Origin of the sequence: Paucibacter sp. KCTC 42545, assembly GCF_001477625.1 — a bacterium.
Classification (GTDB): domain Bacteria; phylum Pseudomonadota; class Gammaproteobacteria; order Burkholderiales; family Burkholderiaceae_C; genus Paucibacter_A.
Map to the genome: position 1 here is coordinate 2,164,028 of NZ_CP013692.1, position 20,818 is coordinate 2,184,845.

The window sequence follows — 20,818 nt, forward strand, 5'->3', positions numbered from 1 at the left end:
CATCACCATGAACATCCTGCTCTGCGGCGCCCATGGCTTCATCGGCCGCCATGTGTTGGAACGGTTGCTCAGCCAGGGTCACCCGGTTCGGGCCACAAGCCGAACAGCACGCCCCCGCTCTGAAAAGCCGGGCCTGGAATGGATCCAGGCCGATTTCAGCCGCGACCTTTCGGCCAAGGACTGGCTGCCGCGGCTGCAAGGCATAGCCGCCGTGATCAACGCCGTGGGCGTCCTTCGCGACCGGCCGGGGCAACCCATGGAGGCCATCCATCACCGGGGCCCGGTGGCTTTGTTCGAGGCCTGCGCCGAAGCCGGAGTGCGCCGTGTGCTGCAGATCTCGGCCCTGGGCATCGCCGGGAGCGACACGCGTTATGCGCGCAGCAAGCGGGCCGCAGAAGCGCATCTGCTGGCGTTGCAAGAAGCCGGGCGCCTGGACGCCACCGTGCTGCAACCCAGCATCGTCTTCGGCCCCGGCGGCGCCAGCAGCGAACTGTTCCTGAGCCTGGCGCGCTTACCCTTGCTGATCCTGCCCGGCGCGGCCCTGAACACCCGCGTCCAACCAGTGGCCGTGCAAGACCTGGCCGAAGCCTGCCTGCGTCTGCTGCCACGGACTGGACCGCCGCAGCTCGCCGCGGTGGGGCCCCAAGCCTTGCGCCTCAGCGATTTCATCGCCAGCCTGCGCCTGCAACAAGGCCGGCCGCCGGCTCGAATGCTGCGCCTGCCCGATGCGCTGAGCCGGCTCAGTGCCCGCATCGGCGACCACCTGCCCTTCCAACCCTGGGGTCGAGAAACGCTGGCCCTGCTGCAGCAGGACAACACAGCCGACCCCGCGCCGCTGCGCCAACTGCTGGATCGAGACGCTCGCTCACCGACCGAGTTCTTGAGCACCTGGGAGGACGCATGAGCCATGCACTCCATCCCGCCGGACGCCGCGCCGCGCGCCTCAGCCTGGTCGGCCTCTGGCTCTGGACCGGCGTGGTCAGCCTCTGGGAGCTGTATGGCCAATCGGCGGCCCTGCTGCACGCAGCCGGCCTGGATGCAGCGCTGGCCCAAACCCTGATCCTCAGCGGCGCCGGCCTGGACCTGCTGATCGGTGCGGCGCTGTGGCGCTGGCATGCGCCGCGGCTCTATTTGGCGGCAGGCCTGGCCATGCTGGTGATGACCGTGCTGGGCAGCCTGCTGCTGCCCTCGCTCTGGCTCCACCCCTTGGGCCCGCTGAGCAAGAACCTGCCCATCGCCGCCCTGCTCTATCTGCTCTTTCTCGACGCCCGCGAGGGCGGCAGCTCATCATGAACACCTATCTGCTCATCAAGACCGTGCATGTGGTTTCCAGCGTGCTGCTGGCCGGCACCGGCTTCGGCTCGGCCTTCTATCTCTTCTTTGCCAACCGCAGTGGCTCGCTGGCCGCGCAAGTGGTCGTCTGCCGCCTGGTCAAGCGGGCCGACCTTTGGTTCACCACGCCGGCGGTGATCGTCCAGCCGTTCAGCGGCCTGTGGCTGGCCCAGCAGGCCGGCTGGCCGGTGCTGGGCACACCCTGGCTGACCCTGGGTCTGGCGCTCTACCTGTTTGCCGGGGCCTGCTGGCTGCCGGTGGTCTGGCTGCAGCTGCGCATGTCCGACATGGTCGAGGCAGCGCTGAAGAGCGAACAAGCCCTGCCCGCACGCTACTGGCGTTATGCCCGATGGTGGGAAGGGCTGGGCTACGCCGCCTTCGTGGCCATGCCCATCATCTTCTACCTGATGGTGGCCAAGCCCGACTTGCCTGCGGGCTTGGCGAACCTGCTCCTGCCGCTCAGTCGATGAAGAGCAAGGCCGGCGATTCCATCAAGCCGCGCAGGGCCTGGATGAACTCGGCGGCGTCCTGACCATCGACCACGCGGTGGTCGAAGGAGGAGGACAGGTTCATCATCTGCCGCGCCACCACCTGGCCGTTGCGGATCATGGGCCGTTCGACGATGCGGTTGACGCCGACGATGGCGACCTCGGGGCTGTTAATCACCGGGGTGGTGACGATGCCGCCCAGGGCGCCCAGGCTGGAGATGGTGATGGTGGAGCCGCTGAGCTCGTCGCGGGTGGCGCGGCCGCTGCGGGCGGCCTCGGCCAAACGCCGAATCTCGGCGGCACAGCTCCACAAATCATGGCTCTCGGCATGGCGCAGCACCGGCACCATCAGCCCGGCCGGCGTTTGCGCGGCCACGCCCAGATGGACCGCGTCGAAACGGTTGATCACGCCCGCCTCGTCGTCCAGGCGCGCATTGATCTGCGGGAAGTCCGGCAGCGTGCGCACGATGGCCCGGGCTAGCAGGGGCAAGAGGGTCAGCTTGCCGCGGGTGGCACCGTAATGAGAGTTGAGCTTGAGGCGCAAGGCCTCCAGCTCGGTGACATCGACCTCCTCGACATAGCTGAAATGCGGGATGCGGCGTTTGGCGTCCTGCATCTTCTCGGCGATCTTGCGGCGCAAACCGACGATGCGGATGGCCTCAACGCCGTCGCCACGCGAGCTCGAACGGGGGAGGCGTAGGCTGCTGGCTGCTGCCGGTGCGGTCGCAACTGCCACGGCAGGGGCGGCCGTGCGCAACTGGCTGCCATGGCTAGCAATATACGCATCCAAATCGGCTTGCATGATGCGGCCGCCCGACCCGTTGCCGCGCACCTGGGTCAGGTCCACACCCAGTTCCCAGGCCCGGCGGCGCAACGAGGGCGAGGCAATGGGTTTCTCGGCCAGACTCAGGCCGAGGTCTTGCGGCGCGTGGGGCGGCGCGGACGTGACAGCAGGTGCAGCAACTGCCGACACCGCTGCAGGAGCAAGAACAGGCACGTGTGCGGCTTCCACAGTTGCCACTTCGTTTTCGAGCGTAGACGCAGCGACGCCTGCCTCGCCCTCCACCTCAATGCGAATCAACTCCGAGCCCACCCGCATCACCTCGCCCGCCTCGCCGCCCAGGGCGATCACCCGACCATGCACGGGCGAAGGGATTTCAACCGTGGCCTTGTCGGTCATCACATCGGCCAAGATCTGGTCCTCGCGAATGTCTTCGCCGACCTGAACTCGCCAGGCCACCAACTCCACTTCGACAATGCCTTCGCCGATGTCTGGCATCTTGATGATGTGTTGTCCCATCATGACTCCATCGCACGTTGCAAGGCGGCGGCCACACGGGCCGGGCCTGGAAAGTAGTCCCATTCCTGGGCGTGGGGATAGGGCGTATCCCAACCGGTGACGCGCTCGATCGGCACTTCCAAGTGGTAGAAGCAATGCTCTTGCACCAAGGCCACCAATTCGGCGCCGAAGCCGCTGGTCCGGGTCGCCTCGTGCACGACCACGCAGCGACCGGTCTTTTTGACCGAGCGAACAATGGCCACCAGATCCAGCGGCCAGATCGCCCGCAGATCAATGATTTCGGCATCGATGCCAGTCTCCTTGGCCGCCGCCTCGGCCACGTAGACCATCGTGCCGTAGGTGATCACCGTCAGCTCGCGCCCGGGTCTGAAAACCGTGGCCTGGTCCAGCGGCAAGCTGTAATAACCTTCCGGCACCAGGCCTAGGGGATGGCTGGACCACGGGGTAGACGGCCGGTCATGATGCCCATCGAAGGGGCCGTTGTAGAGCCGCTTGGGCTCCAGAAATATCACCGGGTCATCGCACTCAATCGCGGCGATCAAGAGGCCCTTGGCGTCATAAGGATTGGTCGGCATCACCGTGCGCAGGCCGCAGACATGGGTGAACAAGGCCTCGGGGCTCTGGCTGTGGGTCTGCCCGCCATAGATGCCGCCGCCACAAGGCATGCGAATCGTCAGCGGCGCGGTGAAGTCGCCCGCCGAGCGGTAGCGCAGCCGCGCAGCCTCGGACACGATCTGGTCGGAGGCGGGGTAGAAATAGTCAGCAAATTGGATCTCAGCCACCGGCCGCAGACCATAAGCGCCCATGCCGACGGCCACGCCGACGATGCCGCCCTCGGAGATGGGCGCATCAAAAACCCGCTGGTCGCCGTACTTGGCTTGCAGGCCATCGGTGCAGCGAAACACACCGCCAAAATAGCCCACATCCTGGCCGAAGATCACCACATTGGGGTCCCGCGCCAGCATCACATCCATGGCCGAGCGCAGGGCCTGGATCATGGTCATGGGCACCGCCTTGTCTTGTGCTTCTTTCTCAGTCATTCCCGACCTCCAAAGCGGCGCGCCTCGGCCATTTGCTCCTGCAAATGGGTTGGCATCTCCTTGTAGACATCCTCGAACATCGAGGCAATGCTCGGAATGTGGCCATCGGCCAGGGTCCCAAAGGCCTCAGCCTCCTTTTGTGCGGTGATGATCTCGGCTTCCAGTTCCTTGTGCAGCGCCTCATGCTGCGCCTCAGACCATTCGCCCAAGTTGAGCAAATGCTGCTTGAGGCGTGCGATCGGATCTCCGAGCGGAAAGCGCTGCCACTCGTCGGCCGGCCGGTACTTGGACGGGTCGTCTGAAGTGGAATGCGGGCCGGCCCGATACGTAACCCACTCGATCAGCGTCGGGCCCAAATTGCACCGGGCACGCTCTGCCGCCCATTGAGACACGGCATAGACCGCCAAGAAATCATTGCCATCCACGCGCAGCGAGGCGATGCCGCAACCGCTGCCGCGCGCCGCGAAGGTCGTGCCCTCGCCACCCGCAATGGCTTGAAAGGTGGAGATCGCCCATTGGTTGTTGACCACATTCAGAATCACCGGCGCACGGTAAACGTGGGCAAAGGTCAGCGCAGTGTGAAAGTCAGACTCTGCCGTGGCGCCGTCGCCGATCCAGCCGCTAGCGATGCGGGTGTCACCCTTGATGGCCGAGGCCATGGCCCACCCCACCGCCTGGATGAACTGGGTAGCTAGATTGCCGCTGATGCTAAAAAAACCCGCCCGCTTAATCGAGTACATCACCGGCAGTTGGCGGCCCTTGAGTGGGTCGCGCTCATTCGACAAAAGCTGGCAGATCATCTCCACCAGCGGCACATCGTCGCGACTCAACAGCAGGCTTTGCTGGCGATAGGTGGGGAAGCACATATCGCCCTCGTTCAGTGCCATGGCATGGGCACTGCCGATGGCCTCCTCGCCCAGGCTCTGCATGTAGAAGGACAGCTTTTTCTGACGCTGCGCAATCAACATGCGGCCGTCAAAAATGCGGGTCTTGAGCATGGTGCGCAGACCGCGGCGAAGTTGTTCAGGGCTCAACGCAGGGGCCCAAGGGCCGACGGCCTGCCCTTGTTCGTCCAGCACCCGTATCAGGCTGTAGGCCAGGTCGGCCGTGTCAACCGCCGCGACATCGATGTCGGGTCTGCGCACTTCGCCGGCGGGTGAGAGATGCAGGTAGGAAAAATCGGTGTGGCAACCCGGCCGCGCGCTGGGCTCAGGTACGTGCTAACGAAGGCGCTTGCCCGCGGCATTGGGGTCTGAGCTGACAGTCATGCGGCACTCCCGCGCGGATCACGCGCCAAAGATCACATGCTGCGGCACCGGGTGAGGCGCTGCAGCGCATGCAATGAGCGTAGCCGATTCGGCCGATTTCAGTGCTGAGATTGGCGCCCGCAGTTTCCCTTATTCGCGCCGAAAGCCGCTCCGCCGATCAAGTTTGAAATCGAAGCAGGAGCTGAAATTAAAGCTGAAGTTGGAAAGGGGCTCAGGCCTTGATATTGAGCATCGTGCCGCTGGCATCGAGCTGGGTCTGCAGTATGCGCAGATTCGCCACAAAAGCGTAGGTGTCGGCCTTGCGGGTGGAGCCATCGGCGCCATTGCTTTGCCCCACAGCGGCGGTTTGCAAGAGCTTGGAGCGGGCCGCGTCGGGCTGAGCCACCTCAGATTGAAGCTGCTGGCGCTTGTTGTCAGCCGAGGTTGCGCTGGCCGATGCGGCAGCAGCGCCTTGCGCGGAAGCGCGCAGGCGTTCGTTGACCGACGAGATGCCGGCTAAGGCGGTGGACATACCGATAGACATGATGGCGACGCTCCCGCACTGATGCGATTGCCGACGTGGCAAGGGCTATCTCGGCCGCGCAGCCGAGAACTTTAGAAAAGAATTGCAAAAACCTGCCAATTCTTTTCCTCAGCGTGAAAAACGTCGTTTTTGCCTGCCTTCCCGGCCTGTGCTGCCGGGGCTAGGCTGCTGCGTGATCAGCCCGCCAGCTCTTCAAAGCCCCCGGCCGACACGAAGACGCGCACACTGTCGCCGCCGGCGGCCTTGGCCTCGGTACAGGCCAGCGCCGCGGCGCCCAACACGGCGTCAACGGTTTCCAGGCTGTTTTGCAACTGCACCACGCCCAGGCAAGCCTTGACACGGGTGCGATGCAAGCCCCAGCGAAGGCGGTAGCTGGCCACGCCGGCACGGATTTTCTCCGCCACGATCTGCGCGTAATGCTGGTCGCAATTGGGCAAGAGCACGGCGAAATGGTCATCTTCCAGCCGCGCCACGAAGTCGGATGCGCGGATTTTGCTCAGCAGGAGCTGACCCAGGCCGTAGAGGAAATGGTCGCCCACCTCGGCGCCCATGCTGCCGACGATGTCGGTGAACTTATCGACATCGATCCACAAGACCGACACCGGCTGCTTGCGCACGCTGCCGACATGCTCGCTGAGGCGGCGCTCGAATTCGCGGCGATTGGCCAGTTCGGTCAGGCTGTCGTGCTTGGCGGTCCAGGTCGGCTGCATGCGCAGGGCGCGGGCGGCTGTGACGTCGTCCAGAATCCACAAGGCTTCGCCGCCGGGATGATCCCAAGCCAGCGGTGTGGCCTGCAAGCGGCCCCAGAAGCGGCTGCCGTCGCGGCGAACATACTCAATCTCTTCGTCGAAGGGCCGCCCGCTGCCGAAGGCTGCGCCCAGGCGCTGCAGAATAGCCACATCCGCTGCGTCCGACACATGCACACTGCGCACGGCCTGGCCGCTCAGATCGGTGTCGTCGCCGTGACCGAACAAGTGGTTGAACTGTTCGCTGACCGCCTCGAAGTGGCCACTCTTGACGAAGCCCATGGCCAGTGGTGCACGCACCATCAAGGCCTGCATGCGCGCGGCAATCACGTCCGGGCCTGCATCTTGTTTCGTTGTCATCAAATCTCCTTGTCCGATGGACGTCGGCACTAGCTTAGGTGTACCCCGAAACCGGGGAAAAGCCAAGCCAGAACAAATCCTTGAATCAGCACCAATTCACCCCGCCAGATGCTCAAAGTTCCGCCACGCGTACAAATGTTGCAAAGCGCGGCAAACCCTTGGCCGTCAAGCCCCGAAAGCGATAAACCACCGTCGCCCCCACTGCAGGCGGGTCAGCACGCTGCGCCTCGCTGAAGCCGCTGCCGAGCTTGAATTCCTGCCCTTCGCGGTTACGCACCAGCAAAGCACCCAGCAAACCCGCCAGGCGACCAGCACCCGGCAGTTGCGCCAACACCTCCGCTTCTTCGTCATCCTCGGGCTTGAGCTTGAGCAGGACTTCGCTGCGGCCGGTCGAATAAATAGCGTCGGCCCGGTGCAAGACCAGGCCTTCCCCGCCAAAACGCACCACCTGATCCAGGCGGGCGCGCAATTCCGCGGCGCTGCCGACCCGAATCTGCGCCACGGCTTGCAGATTGGCCCAGCGCTGCTCTGCCGCCAAGCTGGCCAAGCGAGCCGCCCTTTGCGCAAAGCTGCCGGGCGCGCCGGGCAGCTCAAACAGCATGAAGTTCAGGCGCTGCCATTCCTCGTCGATGGGCTGCTGGCGCCGTACCGTGGCCGAAGCAGCTTCAAACTGGCCGCGTGCCAGCCACAGCTCGCCGTCCAAGGGCGTGGCAGGCAGCTTGGCGGTGAACCAGGCCGGTGCGGCGATGCGCAGGCCTTTGCGGGTCAAGAGCGCCTGACCGGTCCAGAAGGCCCGCACGCCGTCCAGCTTCTCGCTGACCAGATAGTCGCCGAGCTGAAGGCGGTTCAAATTGCCGGGCGCGGACTTGGCCAGCAACAGGGCTGGCGCTTCGGCGGAAGCGCCGCCGCTCAGCGCCACCGCCTCGGGCCAGCAAGATGCCGCCAAGAGGGCTTGCACGAAGACACGTTTGCGCATGTGGAGCTCCTGCTCACGACTGCCTGAGCAATCAGGGCTGACTGGCGGCTAAAGCCCCGCGCACGAACGCTCAATCCAGCGGCGCGATCTGCTCCGCGTAGTCGTAAAGCGCGCCGAGGATGGCCTCGCCCCTATCATCCGCCTGCTCGCTGAGCTGATCAATATGCTCAAAAAAGCCGGCCAGGGTTTGCGAGCCGCCGGCGCCTTCCACCAGGCGCGCCGTGCGATGGGCCTGCCAGCGCTGTTGTTCGGACTCGCTCAGGCTGTCCGGGAAATTGCGGGCGCGGAAGCGGAACACCAACTCGGCCAGGCGTGCGTCGGCAAACGCCAACTTGCCTTCGGCCGCGCGTTGGGCCAGTTGCTCGGCGCTGAGGCCAAGCAGGCGCTGCAACGTGCGGCGGTCCTCATTGCCGACAAAGCCGCCGTACAGGTCTTCATCCACATCGGCCGCGTCCTTGCCGGCCTCGCGCTTGAAGATCGCGCCCCACATCCCGTCCAGCAGATGGGCTTGGGCGCCTAACACTGCGGCGTTTTGCAGGCCCTGCGCCAGGTCCATGCCCCAGCGCTCGGCCATGGCCGGCGACAGGGTTTTCAAATTGCCGATGACGATGGGCGACTTGTTGATGTGAATCGTCTTGATCGGCAGGCGCGTCAGGCCTTCCGGCAGGTCTTCTTGCTTCACGAACATGCGGGCGCGGATCTGCTCGGCATTGAGGGTCAGCAATTCGGCCGGATCCTGGGCCAGATCCCAGACGATCAGCTCATTCTTATTGGTCGGGTGCGGCGCCAGCGGCCAAACCAGAGCCAGGCAGCCACGTTCGACGCCGTACATGCCGGAGATGTGCAGGAAAGGCTTGCCCACGCCAATCTCGGCCCACACCGCCTCCTTCTTGCGCAGGCGCAGGCAGAAGTCGAACAGCTTGGGCTGCGCATTTTTGAGCAAACGGGCCAAGGCGATGGTGGCGCGCACGTCGGACAAGGCATCGTGCGCGGCTTCGTGCGCCAGGCCGTTGGCGGCCGTGAGGTGCTCCAGCTTGAAGGACGGGCGGCCGTCCTCATGCTTGGGCCACTCGATGCCCTCGGGCCGCAGGGCGTAGGCGCAGCGCACCACGTCCAGCAAGTCCCAGCGGCCGCAGTCGTTCTGCCATTCGCGGGCATAGGGGTCGCGCAGATTGCGCCACAGCAGATGACGAGTGACCTCATCGTCAAAGCGGATGCTGTTGTAGCCCAGGCCAACGGTGCCGGGCTGAGCCAGTTCGGCCTCGATGGCGGCGGCAAATTCATGCTCGGGCACGCCTTGTTCCAAACAGGTTTGCGGCAGGATGCCGGTCAGCAGGCAAGCCTCGGGGTCGGGCAGAAAGTCCGGCGCGGGCTGGCAATAAACCATCAGCGGTTCGCCGATTTCGTTCAAGTCGGCATCGGTGCGCAAACCCGCAAACTGAGCGGGGCGGTCGCGCCGCGGCACACGGCCAAAGGTTTCGTAGTCGTGCCAGTAAAAAGTCATCTCATGCATGGGCGGCACGATACCGCATCCGCGCGCCCCGCCATAGATCGGGATAATGAAGTCTCCATTTACGGCCGAGCCCTTGATGATTCGAATCCCACTGCGGCAATTCTTGCCCCTGCAGCGCCAACATGGCCTGGTCTTGACGAGTGTGTTGTTGATGCTGGCCGGGCTGCTGGGCTTGCTGGTGCTCTTGCTGGCGATTGCCGCCGCCTTCACCTACGCGACCCTGCCCGACCTGGACAACCTCAGCGACTACCAGCCCAAGCAGCCACTGCGCGTGTTCACCGCCGACGGCCAGCTGATGGGCGAGTACGGCGCCGAGCGGCGCCAGTACCTGCCGCTGGCGCAAATCCCCAAGCGCATGCAAGACGCCTTGTTGGCAATTGAAGACACCCATTTCTACGAGCACAGCGGCGTTTACATGCCAGGCATTGCGCGCGCCGTGCTTGCCAATCTGACTGCCTCGCGCAGCCAGGGGGCGTCCACCATCACCCAGCAATTGGCGCGCGACCTCTACCTGACCAAGAAGAAGCTTTACAGCCGGAAATTCGTCGAAATCTTGCTGGCCTGGAAGATCGAGGGGCAGCTGAGCAAAGAGAAGATTCTGGAGGTCTATATGAACCAGATCTATCTCGGCCAGCGCGCCTACGGCTTCGAGGCGGCCGCCAGTGCCTACTTTGGCAAGCCGCTGCGCGAGCTCAGCATCGCCGAGTCGGCCATGCTGGCCGGCCTGCCGCAGAACCCGGCTTACGCCAACCCGATCAGCAACTTCCCGCGCGCCAAGCGGCGCCAGAACCTGGTGCTGGAGCGCATGGCCGATGTGGGCAGCATCAGCCCTTCCGAGTTGGCCGCTGCCAAGGCCGAGACCCTGCACATTCGCAGCCCGCAAGACAGCCGGCTGCATGCCGAATTCGCCGCCGAAATGGCTCGCCAGGTGGTGTTTGCGCAATATGGTGACGAGGCCTACACCCTGGGCCTGCGGGTGCAGACCAGCGTGATTGCCGAGCAGCAAACCGCGGCCTACAAAGGCCTGCGCCGCACCTTGCTGGACCTTGAGCGCCGCAAGCCCTATCGCGGCCCCGAGGGCTTTGTGGAATTACCCAAGAACGAGGCCGAGCAAGACAGTGCCATCGACCAAGCGCTGGAACAGCACCCCGACAACGACGATCTGCGCGCCGCCGTGGTCTTGCAAGCCAGCCCTGCCAAGGTGGTGGCGGTGCTGCAAAGCGGCGATGAACTGACCGTCAGCGGCGAGGGCCTGCGCTCGGTGCAGTTTGCGCTCTCGGGCAAGGCCAAGGCGGCCCAAGCCATTCGGCCCGGCGCCATCATCCGGGTGCTGCGCGGCACGCCGACCAAGGCCGAGCCGCAAGGGGCTTGGCTGATCGCCCAGGCCCCGGAAGCCGAAGGTGCGCTGGTGGCGGTAGAGCCCGAAACCGGCATGGTGCGAGCCCTGGTGGGCGGCTTTGATTTCGGCCGCAACAAGTTCAACCATGTGACCCAGGCCTACCGTCAGCCAGGCTCCAGCTTCAAGCCCATCGTCTACTCCGCAGCGCTGGAGCAAGGCATTGGCCCCAGCACCGTGGTCGACGATGCGCCACTCAGCTTTGGCAGCTGGGAGCCCAAGAACTCGGACGGCAAATTCGACGGCCCGATGACGGTGCGCCGCGCCCTGGCCATGTCCAAGAATATGGTCACCCTGCGCATCATGGAACAAGTGGGACCACCCAAGGCGCGCGCCTGGGCGGCGCGCTTTGGCCTGGACGCCGACAAGCAGCCCGACGACCTCACCCTGGCGCTGGGCTCGGGCGGCGCAACGCCCCTGCAAATGGCCAGCGCCTACGCGGTGTTCGCCAATGGCGGCTATCTGCTCAAACCCTTGCTGATCACCCGCATCACCGATGCCAAGGGCGCAGTCTTGTTTGAAGCGCAGCCACCCGCGCTGAGCGAAGACCTGCGCGCCATCTCGGCCCGCAATGCTTTTGTGATGAGCAGCCTGCTGCAAGAGGTGACCCGCAGCGGCACGGCCTCACGCGCCTCCGGCGCCCTGCGCCGCGGCGATGTCTATGGCAAGACCGGCACCACCAACGACGCGGTGGACGCCTGGTTCGCCGGATTTCAAAAGAACTTGGCCGCCGTGGTGTGGGTGGGTTATGACAACCCGCGCTCGTTGGGCGACCGGGAGTTTGGCGGCGGCCTGGCCCTGCCGGCCTGGATCGACCTGATGAGCGTGGCTTTGAAGAATCAACCCATCAGCGAAATCAGCGCGCCGGAGCAAGGCCTCATGTATGAGGACGGCGACTGGACCTTCGAGGAGTACGCGGGCGGGGCCGGCGTGCGCTTCATTGGCAGCAGCGAGGCGGCAGCGGCGGCCGCTTCTGCCGCCTCGGCCGCGTCCGCCGCCGCAGCGGCGTCAGCCTTCTGGTCGAGCGTGGCGGCTTCTGCTGCCTTGCCGAGCCCGGGCTCGCGCTAGGAGCCCGGTAGGTATGACTAGCTGGCCGCGCCCGCCAAACCGGCAAGCAATTCACGCTCACGCTGCGGGCTCAGCCCGGCGCGGCTGAATTGCTGCTCGGCCTCAGGCAGCGACTGCCACCAGGCCAAGGTATCCGTCACCGTGTCGCGCAAGGGCCGCAAACGCAGGCCCGCCTGCAGGGCGGCCGCATTGCTGCAATGCATGAAGCCTGCGTATTCGTGCTCGGGGGGCAACCAAAGCGGCAACTCGTTCCAGGGCTTGACGCCTTGCGCCATCAAGGCGGCGCTGTCGGCCCACACCCAAGCCGGCGCTGCGGCCAAGCCGGCTGCTGCCACGCAGGCGTCAAGCAAATCCTGCCGCGTGACATGTCCGCTCACATGCCCAGGCGTGCCCGCCACATTGAAGCGCCCCGTGAGGCCACGCGAGAGCGCCTGCAGGGCGAACTCGGCCAGATCACGCGCATCGATGAACTGCAAAGGCTCTTGCGCAGGTGCCGGCACCAGCACCGGCTCGCCCGCTTGGGCGCTGGCAATGCGGGCTGGCCAATAGGTGAAGCGCTGAGTCGGATCAAAAGGCCCCACCACCAAGCTGGGCCGCAGAATCAGCGGCGACTTGAAGTGCGCGAGCAGCGCGGCTTCACAAGCTGCTTTGAGCGGGCCGTAGCTGGCGCCGTCGATCACCTCGGTATCGGGATCGCTGAGCTGACCCAGCGGCGAATCCTCCGCATTGGGCACCGCAAAACTGGCGTAGGCCGAGACGCTGGAGATGTAGAGGTACTGCCCCACCCTGCCCTTGAGCAGCTTGGCCGTGGCCGCCACCTCACGCGGCAGATAGCCGCAGCAGTCCAGCACGGCATCCCATTCACCCTCAGCCAGGGCCGAGAGATCAGCGCGCCGATCACCCAGGCGGCGTGCAAGGCCGGGGAACAAAGTGGGCGCCGTTTGACCGCGATGGAAGAGCGTGACTTCATGGCCCTGGGCCACGGCAGCCTCGACCAGGTGCCGGCCGACGAACTGCGTCCCACCGAGGATCAGCAGGCGCATCAAATCACTTCTTCTTGACGATCACGCTGCCCACGGAATAACCCGCACCGAAGGAGCAGATCACACCCAGATCGCCCGAGACCAGATCCGCACGATGGCGGTGGAAAGCGATGATGGAACCGGCCGAAGCGGTGTTGGCGAATTCGTCCAGGATCAGCGGGGCCACATCCGAGCCGGCCTCGCCAGCCACCAGCTTCTTGATGATCAACTGGTTCATGCCCAGATTGGCTTGGTGCAGCCAGAAGCGGCGCACGCCGGTGGGCTGCACATCCACGGTGGCCAGATGGCCTTCGATATGGGCGGCGGCGATGGGCACCACTTCCTTGAACACCTTGCGGCCTTCTTGGCGGAAGGTCTTGTCGCGGGCCAACGGGTCGCTGTCCTCGGCGCGATTCATGAAGCCGAAGTTGTTGCGGATATTGTTGGAGAACTGGGTCACCAGCTTGGTGCCCACGATCTCCCACTGATCCTTGGCGGTAGCCAGATCAGCGCGCTCGATGATGACGGCGGTGCAGACATCACCAAAGATGAAATGGCAGTCGCGGTCACGCCATTCCAGGTGGGCCGAGGTGATTTCGGGGTTGATCATCAGCACGCATTTGCTGGCGCCCGAGCGCACGGCATTAAAAGCTTGCTCCAGCGCGAAGGTGGCCGAGGAGCACGCCACATTCATATCGAATCCGTAGCCGCCCGCACCCAGCGCTTGCTGAATTTCCACGGCCATGGCCGGGTAGGCGCGCTGCATATTGGCGCTGGCGCAGAAGACGGCGTCGATGTCACTGGCTTGCTTGCCGGCTTGTGCCAGAGCTTGCTGGGCGGCCTGGACGGCGATCTCGGCCATCAGCGAGATTTGATCGTCGGGCCGCTCTTTGAAGCGCGGATACATGCGGGTGGGATCCAGCACGCCGTCTTTTTCCAGCACATAGCGCTGCTTGATGCCGGAGGCCTTCTCGATGAACTCGACACTGGAGTGCACCAGGGGCTGGCGCTCGCCCGCCGCGATGGCCTCGGCGTGCTCGGCGTTTTGCAAGTCCACATAGGCGTTGAAGGCTTGCACCAGCTCGGCATTGCTGATGGTGTAAGGCGGCTGATAGAGGCCGGTGCCGCTGATGACGACTGAATGCATGGACGTTCCTGACGGGAAAAGAATTTGGGCAATAGCTCGCAAGTTTAGCGGCTGGGCTCATTGACACCCGGTCCGCCCTTCGCCCAGGCCACCTGCCTTCAAGACGGGCTTCGCGTAGAATCGGCTACCGGGCCCAAATATTGGTGTCCGGTTTTTTGTGGCCGGACCTCCAAGTCAAGCGCTCGCAGCCCAGGTGGTGCACTGCTTGCAACGCACCCCAATATGCGAACTTGGAAGCTTCCATGGAAATCTTCGACTACGACAACATCCTCCTGCTGCCGCGCAAATGCCGCGTTGAAAGCCGCAGCGAGTGTGACACCTCAATGGCCTTCGGCCCACGCCGCTTCAAGCTGCCCGTGGTGCCCGCCAATATGAAAACGGTGGTGGATGTGCCCATCACCGAATGGTTGGCCGCCAACGGCTATTTCTACGTGATGCACCGCTTCGACCTGGACAATGTGGCTTACGCCAAGTCCATGCGCGACAAGGGGCTCTTCGTCTCGATCAGCTCCGGCGTCAAGGCCGAGGACTACGCCGTCATCGACCGCCTGGCCGCCGAGGGCGTGGGCGCCGACTACATCACCATCGACATCGCTCACGGCCATGCCGACAGCGTGCAGCGCATGATCGGCCATATCAAGCAGCGCCTGCCCGACACCTTCATCATCGCCGGCAATGTGGGCACGCCCGAAGGCGTGATCGACCTGGAGAACTGGGGCGCCGACGCCACCAAGGTCGGCATCGGCCCGGGCAAGGTCTGCATCACCCGCTTGAAGACGGGCTTTGGCACCGGCGGCTGGCAGCTCTCGGCGCTGAAGTGGTGCGCTCGCGTGGCCACCAAGCCCATCGTGGCCGACGGCGGCATTCGCCACCACGGCGACATTGCCAAGAGCGTGCGCTTTGGCGCCGCCATGGTCATGGTGGGCTCCTTGTTCGCCGGCCATGAAGAGTCGCCCGGCAACACAGTGGAAGTCGACGGCAAGCTCTTCAAGGAGTACTACGGCTCCGCCAGCGACTTCAACAAGGGCGAGTACAAGCATGTGGAAGGCAAGCGCATCCTGGAGCCGGTGAAGGGCAAGTTGGCCGACACCTTGCGCGAGATGCAAGAAGACGTGCAGAGCTCGGTCTCCTACTCCGGCGGCACCAGCTTGGCTGACCTGCGCAAGGTCAACTATGTGGTGCTGGGCGGTGAGAACGCCGGGGAACACCTCTTTATGTAAGAGAGCCGCCTCGCTGCCGGCGTTTCGGCTCAGCCCAAACGCTGGAGAGCATCAGTTTTTTTAGCGTAACTGCGTGGGTCCAGCGTTTCGGCTCAGCCAAAATGCCAGCCAGCATCACGCAGTACAAAAAAAGGGGCGCCCCACAGCGCCCCTTTCGCTTTTCTCAAGCCACTGAACCGATCACAGCGTCGGATAGTCTGTATAGCCCTTGGCGCCCGGCGTGTAGAAAGTGCTGGCGTCCGGCGCATTGAGCGCGGCACCGGCTTTAAAGCGGGCTGGCAGATCGGGGTTGGCCAAGAAGCCCGTGCCAAATGCAACTGCATCCAGTTGACCAGCGGCGAGCGCCTGCTGTGATTCCTCCAGACCGTAACCCATATTGCCGACCAACAGTCCCTTGTAATGGGCTCGGGCGGGGCTCATCACATCACCCTTTTGCGCCTGGAAGAAGTCCGAGCGCATCACGTGCAGATAAGCCAGCTTGTAGCTGTTCAGGCGCTCAGCCAGGAAGCTGATCAAGGCGACCGGGTCGCTGTCAATCATGCTGTTGTAGCTATTCAGCGGCGACAAACGCAGGCCCACGCGGTCGGCGCCAATGGCGGCGGTGACGGCATCCAGCACCTCGAACAAGAAGCGGGCGCGGTTTTCCAAGGAGCCGCCGTAAGCGTCCGTGCGCTTGTTGGCGCCGTCGCGCAGGAACTGGTCGATCAAATAGCCGTTGGCGCCATGCACCTCCACGCCGTCAAAACCGGCTGCAATGGCATTGCGCGCCCCTTGGGCATAAGCCGCCACCAGGGCAGGAATCTCGTCCAAGCGCAACTCGCGGGGCAGCGCATTGGGCAGCTTGCCCTGGGGGGTGTGAACCTCGCCGTCGATGGAGATGGCGCTGGAAGAGACGTTTTCATGACCGTCATTCATGGCCGGATGCGCGGCGCGGCCGGCGTGCCAGATCTGCATGAAGATGCGGCCACCCTTGGCGTGCACGGCAGCCGTGACCTGCTTCCATGCCTCGATTTGCTCTTGCGAGTAGATGCCGGGTTCGGCATTGAAGGCCGAGGTGCCGGGGGCGACCATGGTGCATTCGGTGATGACGAGGCCGGCGCTGGCACGCTGGGCGTAGTACTCCGCCATCAAGGCATTGGGCATGTGGCCGGCATCGGCGCGGGTGCGCGTCAGCGGCGCCATCAACATGCGATTGGGCAAAGTCAAGGCACCGGCTTGCAAGGAACTGAACAACATGGTTGGACCCTATCGAAGAAATTTTGAATGGAAAAGAATGGGCAAGGCTTTGCGTTTGCAAGCTTGCATGCCGCGGAAGGTAACACCCGCTGAAATGGCCCTCAAGGGCCACGGTTTCGAAAAAATGGCGTATGGCGTGGGAACTTAGCAAAGGCGTGCATGGATGACCACCGCCAGTTGCATGAAGTCACAACGCGGCATTTACGGAACAAGCAGTTCAAAATCCGCTTCGCAATCGAGCGCCAGACCCAATGCACGGCCTGCCCCAGCCTCAGGCGCCGCAGCGCCCACCTACAATCCGGCGCTATCTATCCTCAAGCAACATCCGACGCGGTCCACGCCGCTGCAGACCCCCTATGACCGAACTCGCCAAATCGTTTGAGCCCGCCGCCCTTGAAGCCCATTGGGGCCCGCTGTGGGAGGCCAAAGGCCTCTACAAGCCCACGCTGGACGTCACGCGCGAGTCCTTCAGCATCCAGCTGCCGCCGCCCAATGTGACCGGCACGCTGCACATGGGCCACGCCTTCAACCAGACCATCATGGACTCGTTGACGCGCTACCACCGCATGCTGGGCCACAACACCCTGTGGGTGCCCGGCACCGACCACGCCGGCATCGCCACCCAAATCGTGGTGGAGCGGCAACTGGCCGACAAGGGCGCAGAAGGCGCTAGAACCCGCCACGAGCTGGGCCGCAAGAACTTTGTCGCCCGCATCTGGGAGTGGAAGGAAGAATCGGGCAACACCATCACCGGCCAGATGCGCCGCATGGGTGACTCGGTGTCATGGGAACACGAGTACTTCACCATGGACGAGAAGCTCTCGAGCGTGGTGACCGAGACCTTTGTGCAACTGTTTGACGAAGGCCTGATCTACCGCGGCAATCGCTTGGTCAATTGGGACCCGGTGCTCAAGTCCGCCGTTTCTGACCTGGAAGTCAATAGCGAAGAGGAAGACGGCTTCCTCTGGCATATCCGCTACCCAATAGCCGACGGCAGCGGCGATTTGGTGGTGGCCACCACCCGCCCCGAAACCATGCTGGGCGACGTGGCCGTGATGGTGCATCCGGAAGACGAGCGCTACACCGCCTTGATCGGCAAACAAGTCACCCTGCCCCTGTGCGACCGGACCATCCCGGTGATCGCCGACGACTATGTGGACCGGGCATTCGGCACCGGCGTGGTCAAGGTCACGCCCGCGCACGACACCAATGACTATGCGGTGGGCCAGCGCCATGATCTGCCGATGATTGGTGTGCTGACCCTGGACGCCAAGATCAACGACAAGGCGCCCGAAGCCTATCGCGGTCTGGACCGTTTCGTCGCGCGCAAAAAGATCGTTGCCGACCTGGAAGCGCAAGGCTTTTTGGTGGAAGTCAAAAAGCACAAGCTGATGGTGCCGCGCTGTGAGCGCACCGGCCAGATCATCGAACCCATGCTGACCGATCAGTGGTTCATGGCCATGAACAAGCCCGGCAAGAATGGCAGCAGCATCGCCCAAGGCGCCATCGACGCGGTGGCCAGCGGCGATGTCAAATTCTTCCCCGAGCAGTGGATCAACACCTACAACCACTGGATGGGCAATATCCAGGACTGGTGCATCTCGCGTCAGCTCTGGTGGGGCCATCAGATCCCGGCTTGGTATGGCCAAGCCGGCGAGATGTTCGTGGCGCGCAACGAAGACGAAGCCAAAGCCAAGGCCGCAGCAGCTGGCTACACCGGCACGCTAACGCGCGACGAAGACGTGCTGGACACCTGGTACAGCTCCGCCCTGGTGCCCTTCTCCACCCTGGGCTGGCCGGCCAAGACGCTGGAACAGGACTTGTTCCTTCCCTCCACCGTGCTGGTCACGGGTTACGACATCATCTTCTTCTGGGTCGCCCGGATGATCATGATGACCAAGCACTTCACCGGCAAAGTGCCCTTCAAGCATGTCTACATCCACGGCCTGGTGCGGGACTCGCAAGGCCAGAAGATGAGCAAATCGGAAGGCAATGTGCTGGATCCGGTGGACCTGATTGAAGGCGTGGATCTGGACCGCCTAGTGGCCAAATCCACCATGGGCCTGCGCCGCCCCGAAACAGCCCCCAAGGTGGCCGCCCGGGTGAAGAAGGAGTTCCCCGAGGGCATGCCCGCCTACGGCGCGGACGCCCTGCGCTTCACCATGGCCAGCTACGCCTCGCTGGGCCGCAATATCAATTTCGACACCAAGCGCTGCGAGGGCTATCGCAACTTCTGCAACAAGCTCTGGAACGCCACCCGCTTTGTGCTGATGAACTGCGAAGGCCAAGACTGCGGCCTGATGGAGCACAGCAAGGAGCAATGCGCGCCCGGCGGCCAAGCCCATGGCTACCTGAACTTCAGCCAGGCAGACCGCTGGATCAGCTCCGAACTGCAGCGCGTTGAAATGGCCGTGGCGCAGGGCTTTGCCGAGTACCGCCTGGACAATGTGGCCAATGCCGTCTACTCCTTCGTCTGGGACGAGTATTGCGACTGGTATCTGGAAATCGCCAAGGTGCAAATCGCCCAGGGCGACGAAGCCCAGCAGCGCGCCACCCGCCGCACCCTGATTCGCGTTCTGGAAACGGTGCTGCGCCTACTGCACCCCATCGCCCCCTTCATCACCGAAGAGCTGTGGCAGACCGTGGCGCCGGTGGCCGGCCGCAAGTCGGCTGAGGTGGAAAGCTACCTCGTCAACGCGGCCTACCCACAAGCCCAGCCCGAACGCATTGATGCGGTGGCCGATGCCTGGGTGGCCTCACTCAAGACCGTGGTGGGCACCTGCCGCAGCCTGCGCAGCGAGATGAACCTGCCGGCCTCGGACCGGGTGCCTCTGTTGGTGGGCGGCGACACCCGCTTCCTGCGCGAGGCCGCCCCCTTCCTGAAGGTGCTGGCCAAGCTCAGCGAGGTCAAGATCTTCGACGACGAGGCCGCCTTCTCGGCCGCCAGCGCCGCCGCGCCAGTGCTAGTGCATGGTGATGCCCGCCTGGCTTTGCATGTGGAGATCGATGTGGTCGCCGAAACCGCGCGCCTGACCAAGGAAGTGGCCCGACTGGAAGGCGAGGTCGTCAAGGCCGAAGCCAAGCTCGGCAATGAGAGCTTTGTGGCGCGCGCTCCGGCTGCCGTGGTGGCGCAGGAACGTCAGCGCATCAGCGAGTTCAGCGCCACCGTCGTGCGCCTGAAAGCGCAGCTGGCTCAGTTGGCACTTCAAGCGAAGTAGGCGTCGTCAGGTCCCGGCTGCGGAACTCTGCAGCCGGCTCTGGCGCCGCGGCCAGCATCTCATCGATGCGCCGCGCCACGCCCCAGGCCGCGCGGGTTCGCGATTCACGCGTCGTGCCCGCCAGCCGCGGCGTCACCTGCAAGCTGGCCACCCCGTGCAGGGGTCGGCCGGGCTCTTGCAAACCAGGCTCCAGGCTATCCAGCCAAGCCGCCAAGATGCGGCCGCTGGCCATGGCGTCTGCCAAAGCCGCATCGTCAATCAAAGCAGAATGACCGATGCTCACCAGCACCTGATTGGCCTTGGCAAAGCTCAGCACCCGCTCGCCCAGCAAACCACGGTAGCGCGGGAAATAGGCCAACTGCACGCTGACGCCATCGCTCTGGCCCATCAAATCACGTAGCGGCAAGGACTCGATGCCCCACTGCGCCCACAGCGGGTCGCTCTGATGCAAGCTGGGGTCATAACCCACCACACGGGTACCAAAGGCCGGCAGCAACTGCCCCAGCATGCGCGCCGCCGAGGTCATGCCAATCAAGCCAATCGTGGCGCAGCCCAGCTCGCGCCCGACCCACATGCCCTCGCTGGACTGCACCGGCACGCGCCGCAGCAGGCTCAACAAGGCCGCGATGATGAACTCAGCCTCGGCATTGCCGGTGGCCGTGGCACTGCGGATCACCTCCACGCGCGCGGCGCGGCAGGCTTCATGATCGATGTTCTCGCCGCCAGCACTCATTCGCCCCAAGACGCGCAGCCGCGGCGCGGCGCGCAGCAGACTCGCATCCACCGCCACGCTGGGCGGCAGAATCAAAGCCCGGGTGCTGTGCAAGGCCTCCCGCAGGGCCGCCGCCTGACCCACCAACTCAGGCGCAAACCGCACGTTCTGCCGCTCAGACAACCATTGCAGGACTTCGGTTTCCAGCGGCTCAAGAATCAGCAAACTCATGTCACGGCGCAATGTTGTAATG

The 20,818-nt window shown here is 64.2% G+C and carries 16 protein-coding genes and 1 pseudogene; 6 read left to right on the forward strand and 11 right to left on the reverse strand.

What is annotated here, in order from left to right:
- Window positions 1–7: 7 nt before the first annotated feature.
- Genes AT984_RS09495 through AT984_RS09505 form a run of 3 tightly spaced genes read left to right on the forward strand, consistent with a single transcriptional unit; the run spans window position 8 to window position 1,802 of the window.
- Window positions 8–904, forward strand: coding sequence for an NAD-dependent epimerase/dehydratase family protein (locus AT984_RS09495; protein ID WP_058719892.1), 897 nt, complete (start codon window positions 8–10; stop codon window positions 902–904).
- Window positions 901–1,293 carry a DoxX-like family protein gene (locus AT984_RS09500; RefSeq protein WP_058719893.1) on the forward strand — a complete coding sequence of 131 codons (393 nt, stop codon included), beginning with the start codon at window positions 901–903 and terminating at the stop codon, window positions 1,291–1,293. Before AT984_RS09495 ends, AT984_RS09500 begins: the two co-directional genes overlap by 4 nt.
- Window positions 1,290–1,802: a DUF2269 family protein gene (locus AT984_RS09505; RefSeq protein WP_058719894.1), complete on the forward strand. Its 513-nt coding sequence runs from the start codon at window positions 1,290–1,292 to the stop codon at window positions 1,800–1,802. The genes AT984_RS09500 and AT984_RS09505 overlap by 4 nt, the downstream gene beginning before the upstream one ends.
- On the opposite strand, the gene AT984_RS09510 is transcribed toward AT984_RS09505, so the two are convergent.
- From AT984_RS09510 to sbcB, 7 genes and pseudogenes are all read right to left on the reverse strand, one after another.
- Window positions 1,792–3,120 (reverse strand): dihydrolipoamide acetyltransferase family protein, encoded by a 1,329-nt coding sequence (locus tag AT984_RS09510; RefSeq protein WP_058722205.1) that lies wholly within the window; start codon window positions 3,118–3,120, stop codon window positions 1,792–1,794. The genes AT984_RS09505 and AT984_RS09510 overlap by 11 nt on opposite strands.
- A complete protein-coding gene (locus AT984_RS09515; RefSeq protein WP_058719895.1) occupies window positions 3,120–4,160 on the reverse strand; it encodes an alpha-ketoacid dehydrogenase subunit beta in 1,041 nt (346 codons plus the stop codon). Before AT984_RS09515 ends, AT984_RS09510 begins: the two co-directional genes overlap by 1 nt.
- Window positions 4,157–5,380, reverse strand: a pseudogene (locus AT984_RS09520) (3-methyl-2-oxobutanoate dehydrogenase (2-methylpropanoyl-transferring) subunit alpha); the annotation flags it as partial. The pseudogene AT984_RS09520 and the gene AT984_RS09515, both read right to left, overlap by 4 nt.
- Window positions 5,381–5,639: 259 nt before the next feature.
- On the reverse strand, window positions 5,640–5,951 hold the full coding sequence (locus AT984_RS09525) for a hypothetical protein (protein ID WP_156421964.1): 312 nt from the start codon (window positions 5,949–5,951) through the stop codon (window positions 5,640–5,642).
- A 176-nt stretch (window positions 5,952–6,127) separates the two neighbouring features.
- On the reverse strand, window positions 6,128–7,057 hold the full coding sequence (locus tag AT984_RS09530; RefSeq protein ID WP_082679914.1) for a GGDEF domain-containing protein: 930 nt from the start codon (window positions 7,055–7,057) through the stop codon (window positions 6,128–6,130).
- 112 nt (window positions 7,058–7,169) lie between these two features.
- A complete protein-coding gene (locus AT984_RS09535) occupies window positions 7,170–8,033 on the reverse strand; it encodes a DNA ligase (protein ID WP_058719898.1) in 864 nt (287 codons plus the stop codon).
- A gap of 70 nt (window positions 8,034–8,103) precedes the next feature.
- The gene (gene sbcB, locus AT984_RS09540) at window positions 8,104–9,546 is read right to left on the reverse strand and encodes an exodeoxyribonuclease I (protein ID WP_058719899.1); all 1,443 of its coding nucleotides are present in this window, start codon (window positions 9,544–9,546) and stop codon (window positions 8,104–8,106) included.
- A gap of 76 nt (window positions 9,547–9,622) precedes the next feature.
- Here sbcB and AT984_RS09545 point away from each other — a divergent pair, with 76 nt between their 5' ends.
- Window positions 9,623–12,010 (forward strand): penicillin-binding protein 1A, encoded by a 2,388-nt coding sequence (locus AT984_RS09545; protein WP_231741621.1) that lies wholly within the window; start codon window positions 9,623–9,625, stop codon window positions 12,008–12,010.
- A 17-nt stretch (window positions 12,011–12,027) separates the two neighbouring features.
- Here the strand turns inward: AT984_RS09545 and AT984_RS09550 are convergent, their stop codons facing one another.
- Together AT984_RS09550 and AT984_RS09555 are read right to left on the reverse strand one after the other, a co-directional pair.
- Window positions 12,028–13,053 carry an NAD-dependent epimerase/dehydratase family protein gene (locus tag AT984_RS09550; protein WP_156421965.1) on the reverse strand — a complete coding sequence of 342 codons (1,026 nt, stop codon included), beginning with the start codon at window positions 13,051–13,053 and terminating at the stop codon, window positions 12,028–12,030.
- A gap of 4 nt (window positions 13,054–13,057) precedes the next feature.
- Window positions 13,058–14,179, reverse strand: a complete 1,122-nt coding sequence (locus AT984_RS09555) for a beta-ketoacyl-ACP synthase III (protein WP_058719901.1) — start codon at window positions 14,177–14,179, stop codon at window positions 13,058–13,060.
- Window positions 14,180–14,421: 242 nt separating this feature from the next.
- On the opposite strand from AT984_RS09555, the gene AT984_RS09560 reads away from it, so the two are divergent.
- Window positions 14,422–15,399, forward strand: a complete 978-nt coding sequence (locus tag AT984_RS09560; protein ID WP_058719902.1) for a GMP reductase — start codon at window positions 14,422–14,424, stop codon at window positions 15,397–15,399.
- Window positions 15,400–15,579: 180 nt separating this feature from the next.
- Here the strand turns inward: AT984_RS09560 and AT984_RS09565 are convergent, their stop codons facing one another.
- Entirely contained in the window at window positions 15,580–16,635 is a 1,056-nt protein-coding gene (locus AT984_RS09565) for an alkene reductase (protein ID WP_058719903.1), read from the reverse strand.
- A gap of 356 nt (window positions 16,636–16,991) precedes the next feature.
- Between AT984_RS09565 and AT984_RS09570 the strand changes: the two genes are divergently transcribed.
- Window positions 16,992–19,853, forward strand: coding sequence for a valine--tRNA ligase (locus AT984_RS09570; protein WP_058719904.1), 2,862 nt, complete (start codon window positions 16,992–16,994; stop codon window positions 19,851–19,853).
- On the opposite strand, the gene AT984_RS09575 is transcribed toward AT984_RS09570, so the two are convergent.
- Complete coding sequence (locus AT984_RS09575; protein WP_082679915.1) at window positions 19,792–20,796, reverse strand: NAD(P)-dependent oxidoreductase; 1,005 nt, start codon at window positions 20,794–20,796, stop codon at window positions 19,792–19,794. The two genes, AT984_RS09570 and AT984_RS09575, sit on opposite strands and share 62 nt — an antisense overlap.
- Between the last annotated feature and the right edge of the window lie 22 nt (window positions 20,797–20,818).

Excerpts from the sequence above, each read along its gene's own strand:
- AT984_RS09495 (WP_058719892.1), top strand. The coding sequence starts at position 8 with ATGAACATCCTGCTCTGCGGCGCCCATGGCTTCATCGGCCGCCATGTG.
- AT984_RS09500 (WP_058719893.1), top strand. The coding sequence starts at position 901 with ATGAGCCATGCACTCCATCCCGCCGGACGCCGCGCCGCGCGCCTCAGC.
- AT984_RS09505 (WP_058719894.1), top strand. The coding sequence starts at position 1,290 with ATGAACACCTATCTGCTCATCAAGACCGTGCATGTGGTTTCCAGCGTG.
- AT984_RS09510 (WP_058722205.1), bottom strand. The coding sequence starts at position 3,120 with ATGGGACAACACATCATCAAGATGCCAGACATCGGCGAAGGCATTGTC.
- AT984_RS09515 (WP_058719895.1), bottom strand. The coding sequence starts at position 4,160 with ATGACTGAGAAAGAAGCACAAGACAAGGCGGTGCCCATGACCATGATC.
- AT984_RS09525 (WP_156421964.1), bottom strand. The coding sequence starts at position 5,951 with ATGTCTATCGGTATGTCCACCGCCTTAGCCGGCATCTCGTCGGTCAAC.
- AT984_RS09530 (WP_082679914.1), bottom strand. The coding sequence starts at position 7,057 with ATGACAACGAAACAAGATGCAGGCCCGGACGTGATTGCCGCGCGCATG.
- AT984_RS09535 (WP_058719898.1), bottom strand. The coding sequence starts at position 8,033 with ATGCGCAAACGTGTCTTCGTGCAAGCCCTCTTGGCGGCATCTTGCTGG.
- sbcB (WP_058719899.1), bottom strand. The coding sequence starts at position 9,546 with ATGCATGAGATGACTTTTTACTGGCACGACTACGAAACCTTTGGCCGT.
- AT984_RS09545 (WP_231741621.1), top strand. The coding sequence starts at position 9,623 with ATGATTCGAATCCCACTGCGGCAATTCTTGCCCCTGCAGCGCCAACAT.
- AT984_RS09550 (WP_156421965.1), bottom strand. The coding sequence starts at position 13,053 with ATGCGCCTGCTGATCCTCGGTGGGACGCAGTTCGTCGGCCGGCACCTG.
- AT984_RS09555 (WP_058719901.1), bottom strand. The coding sequence starts at position 14,179 with ATGCATTCAGTCGTCATCAGCGGCACCGGCCTCTATCAGCCGCCTTAC.
- AT984_RS09560 (WP_058719902.1), top strand. The coding sequence starts at position 14,422 with ATGGAAATCTTCGACTACGACAACATCCTCCTGCTGCCGCGCAAATGC.
- AT984_RS09565 (WP_058719903.1), bottom strand. The coding sequence starts at position 16,635 with ATGTTGTTCAGTTCCTTGCAAGCCGGTGCCTTGACTTTGCCCAATCGC.
- AT984_RS09570 (WP_058719904.1), top strand. The coding sequence starts at position 16,992 with ATGACCGAACTCGCCAAATCGTTTGAGCCCGCCGCCCTTGAAGCCCAT.
- AT984_RS09575 (WP_082679915.1), bottom strand. The coding sequence starts at position 20,796 with ATGAGTTTGCTGATTCTTGAGCCGCTGGAAACCGAAGTCCTGCAATGG.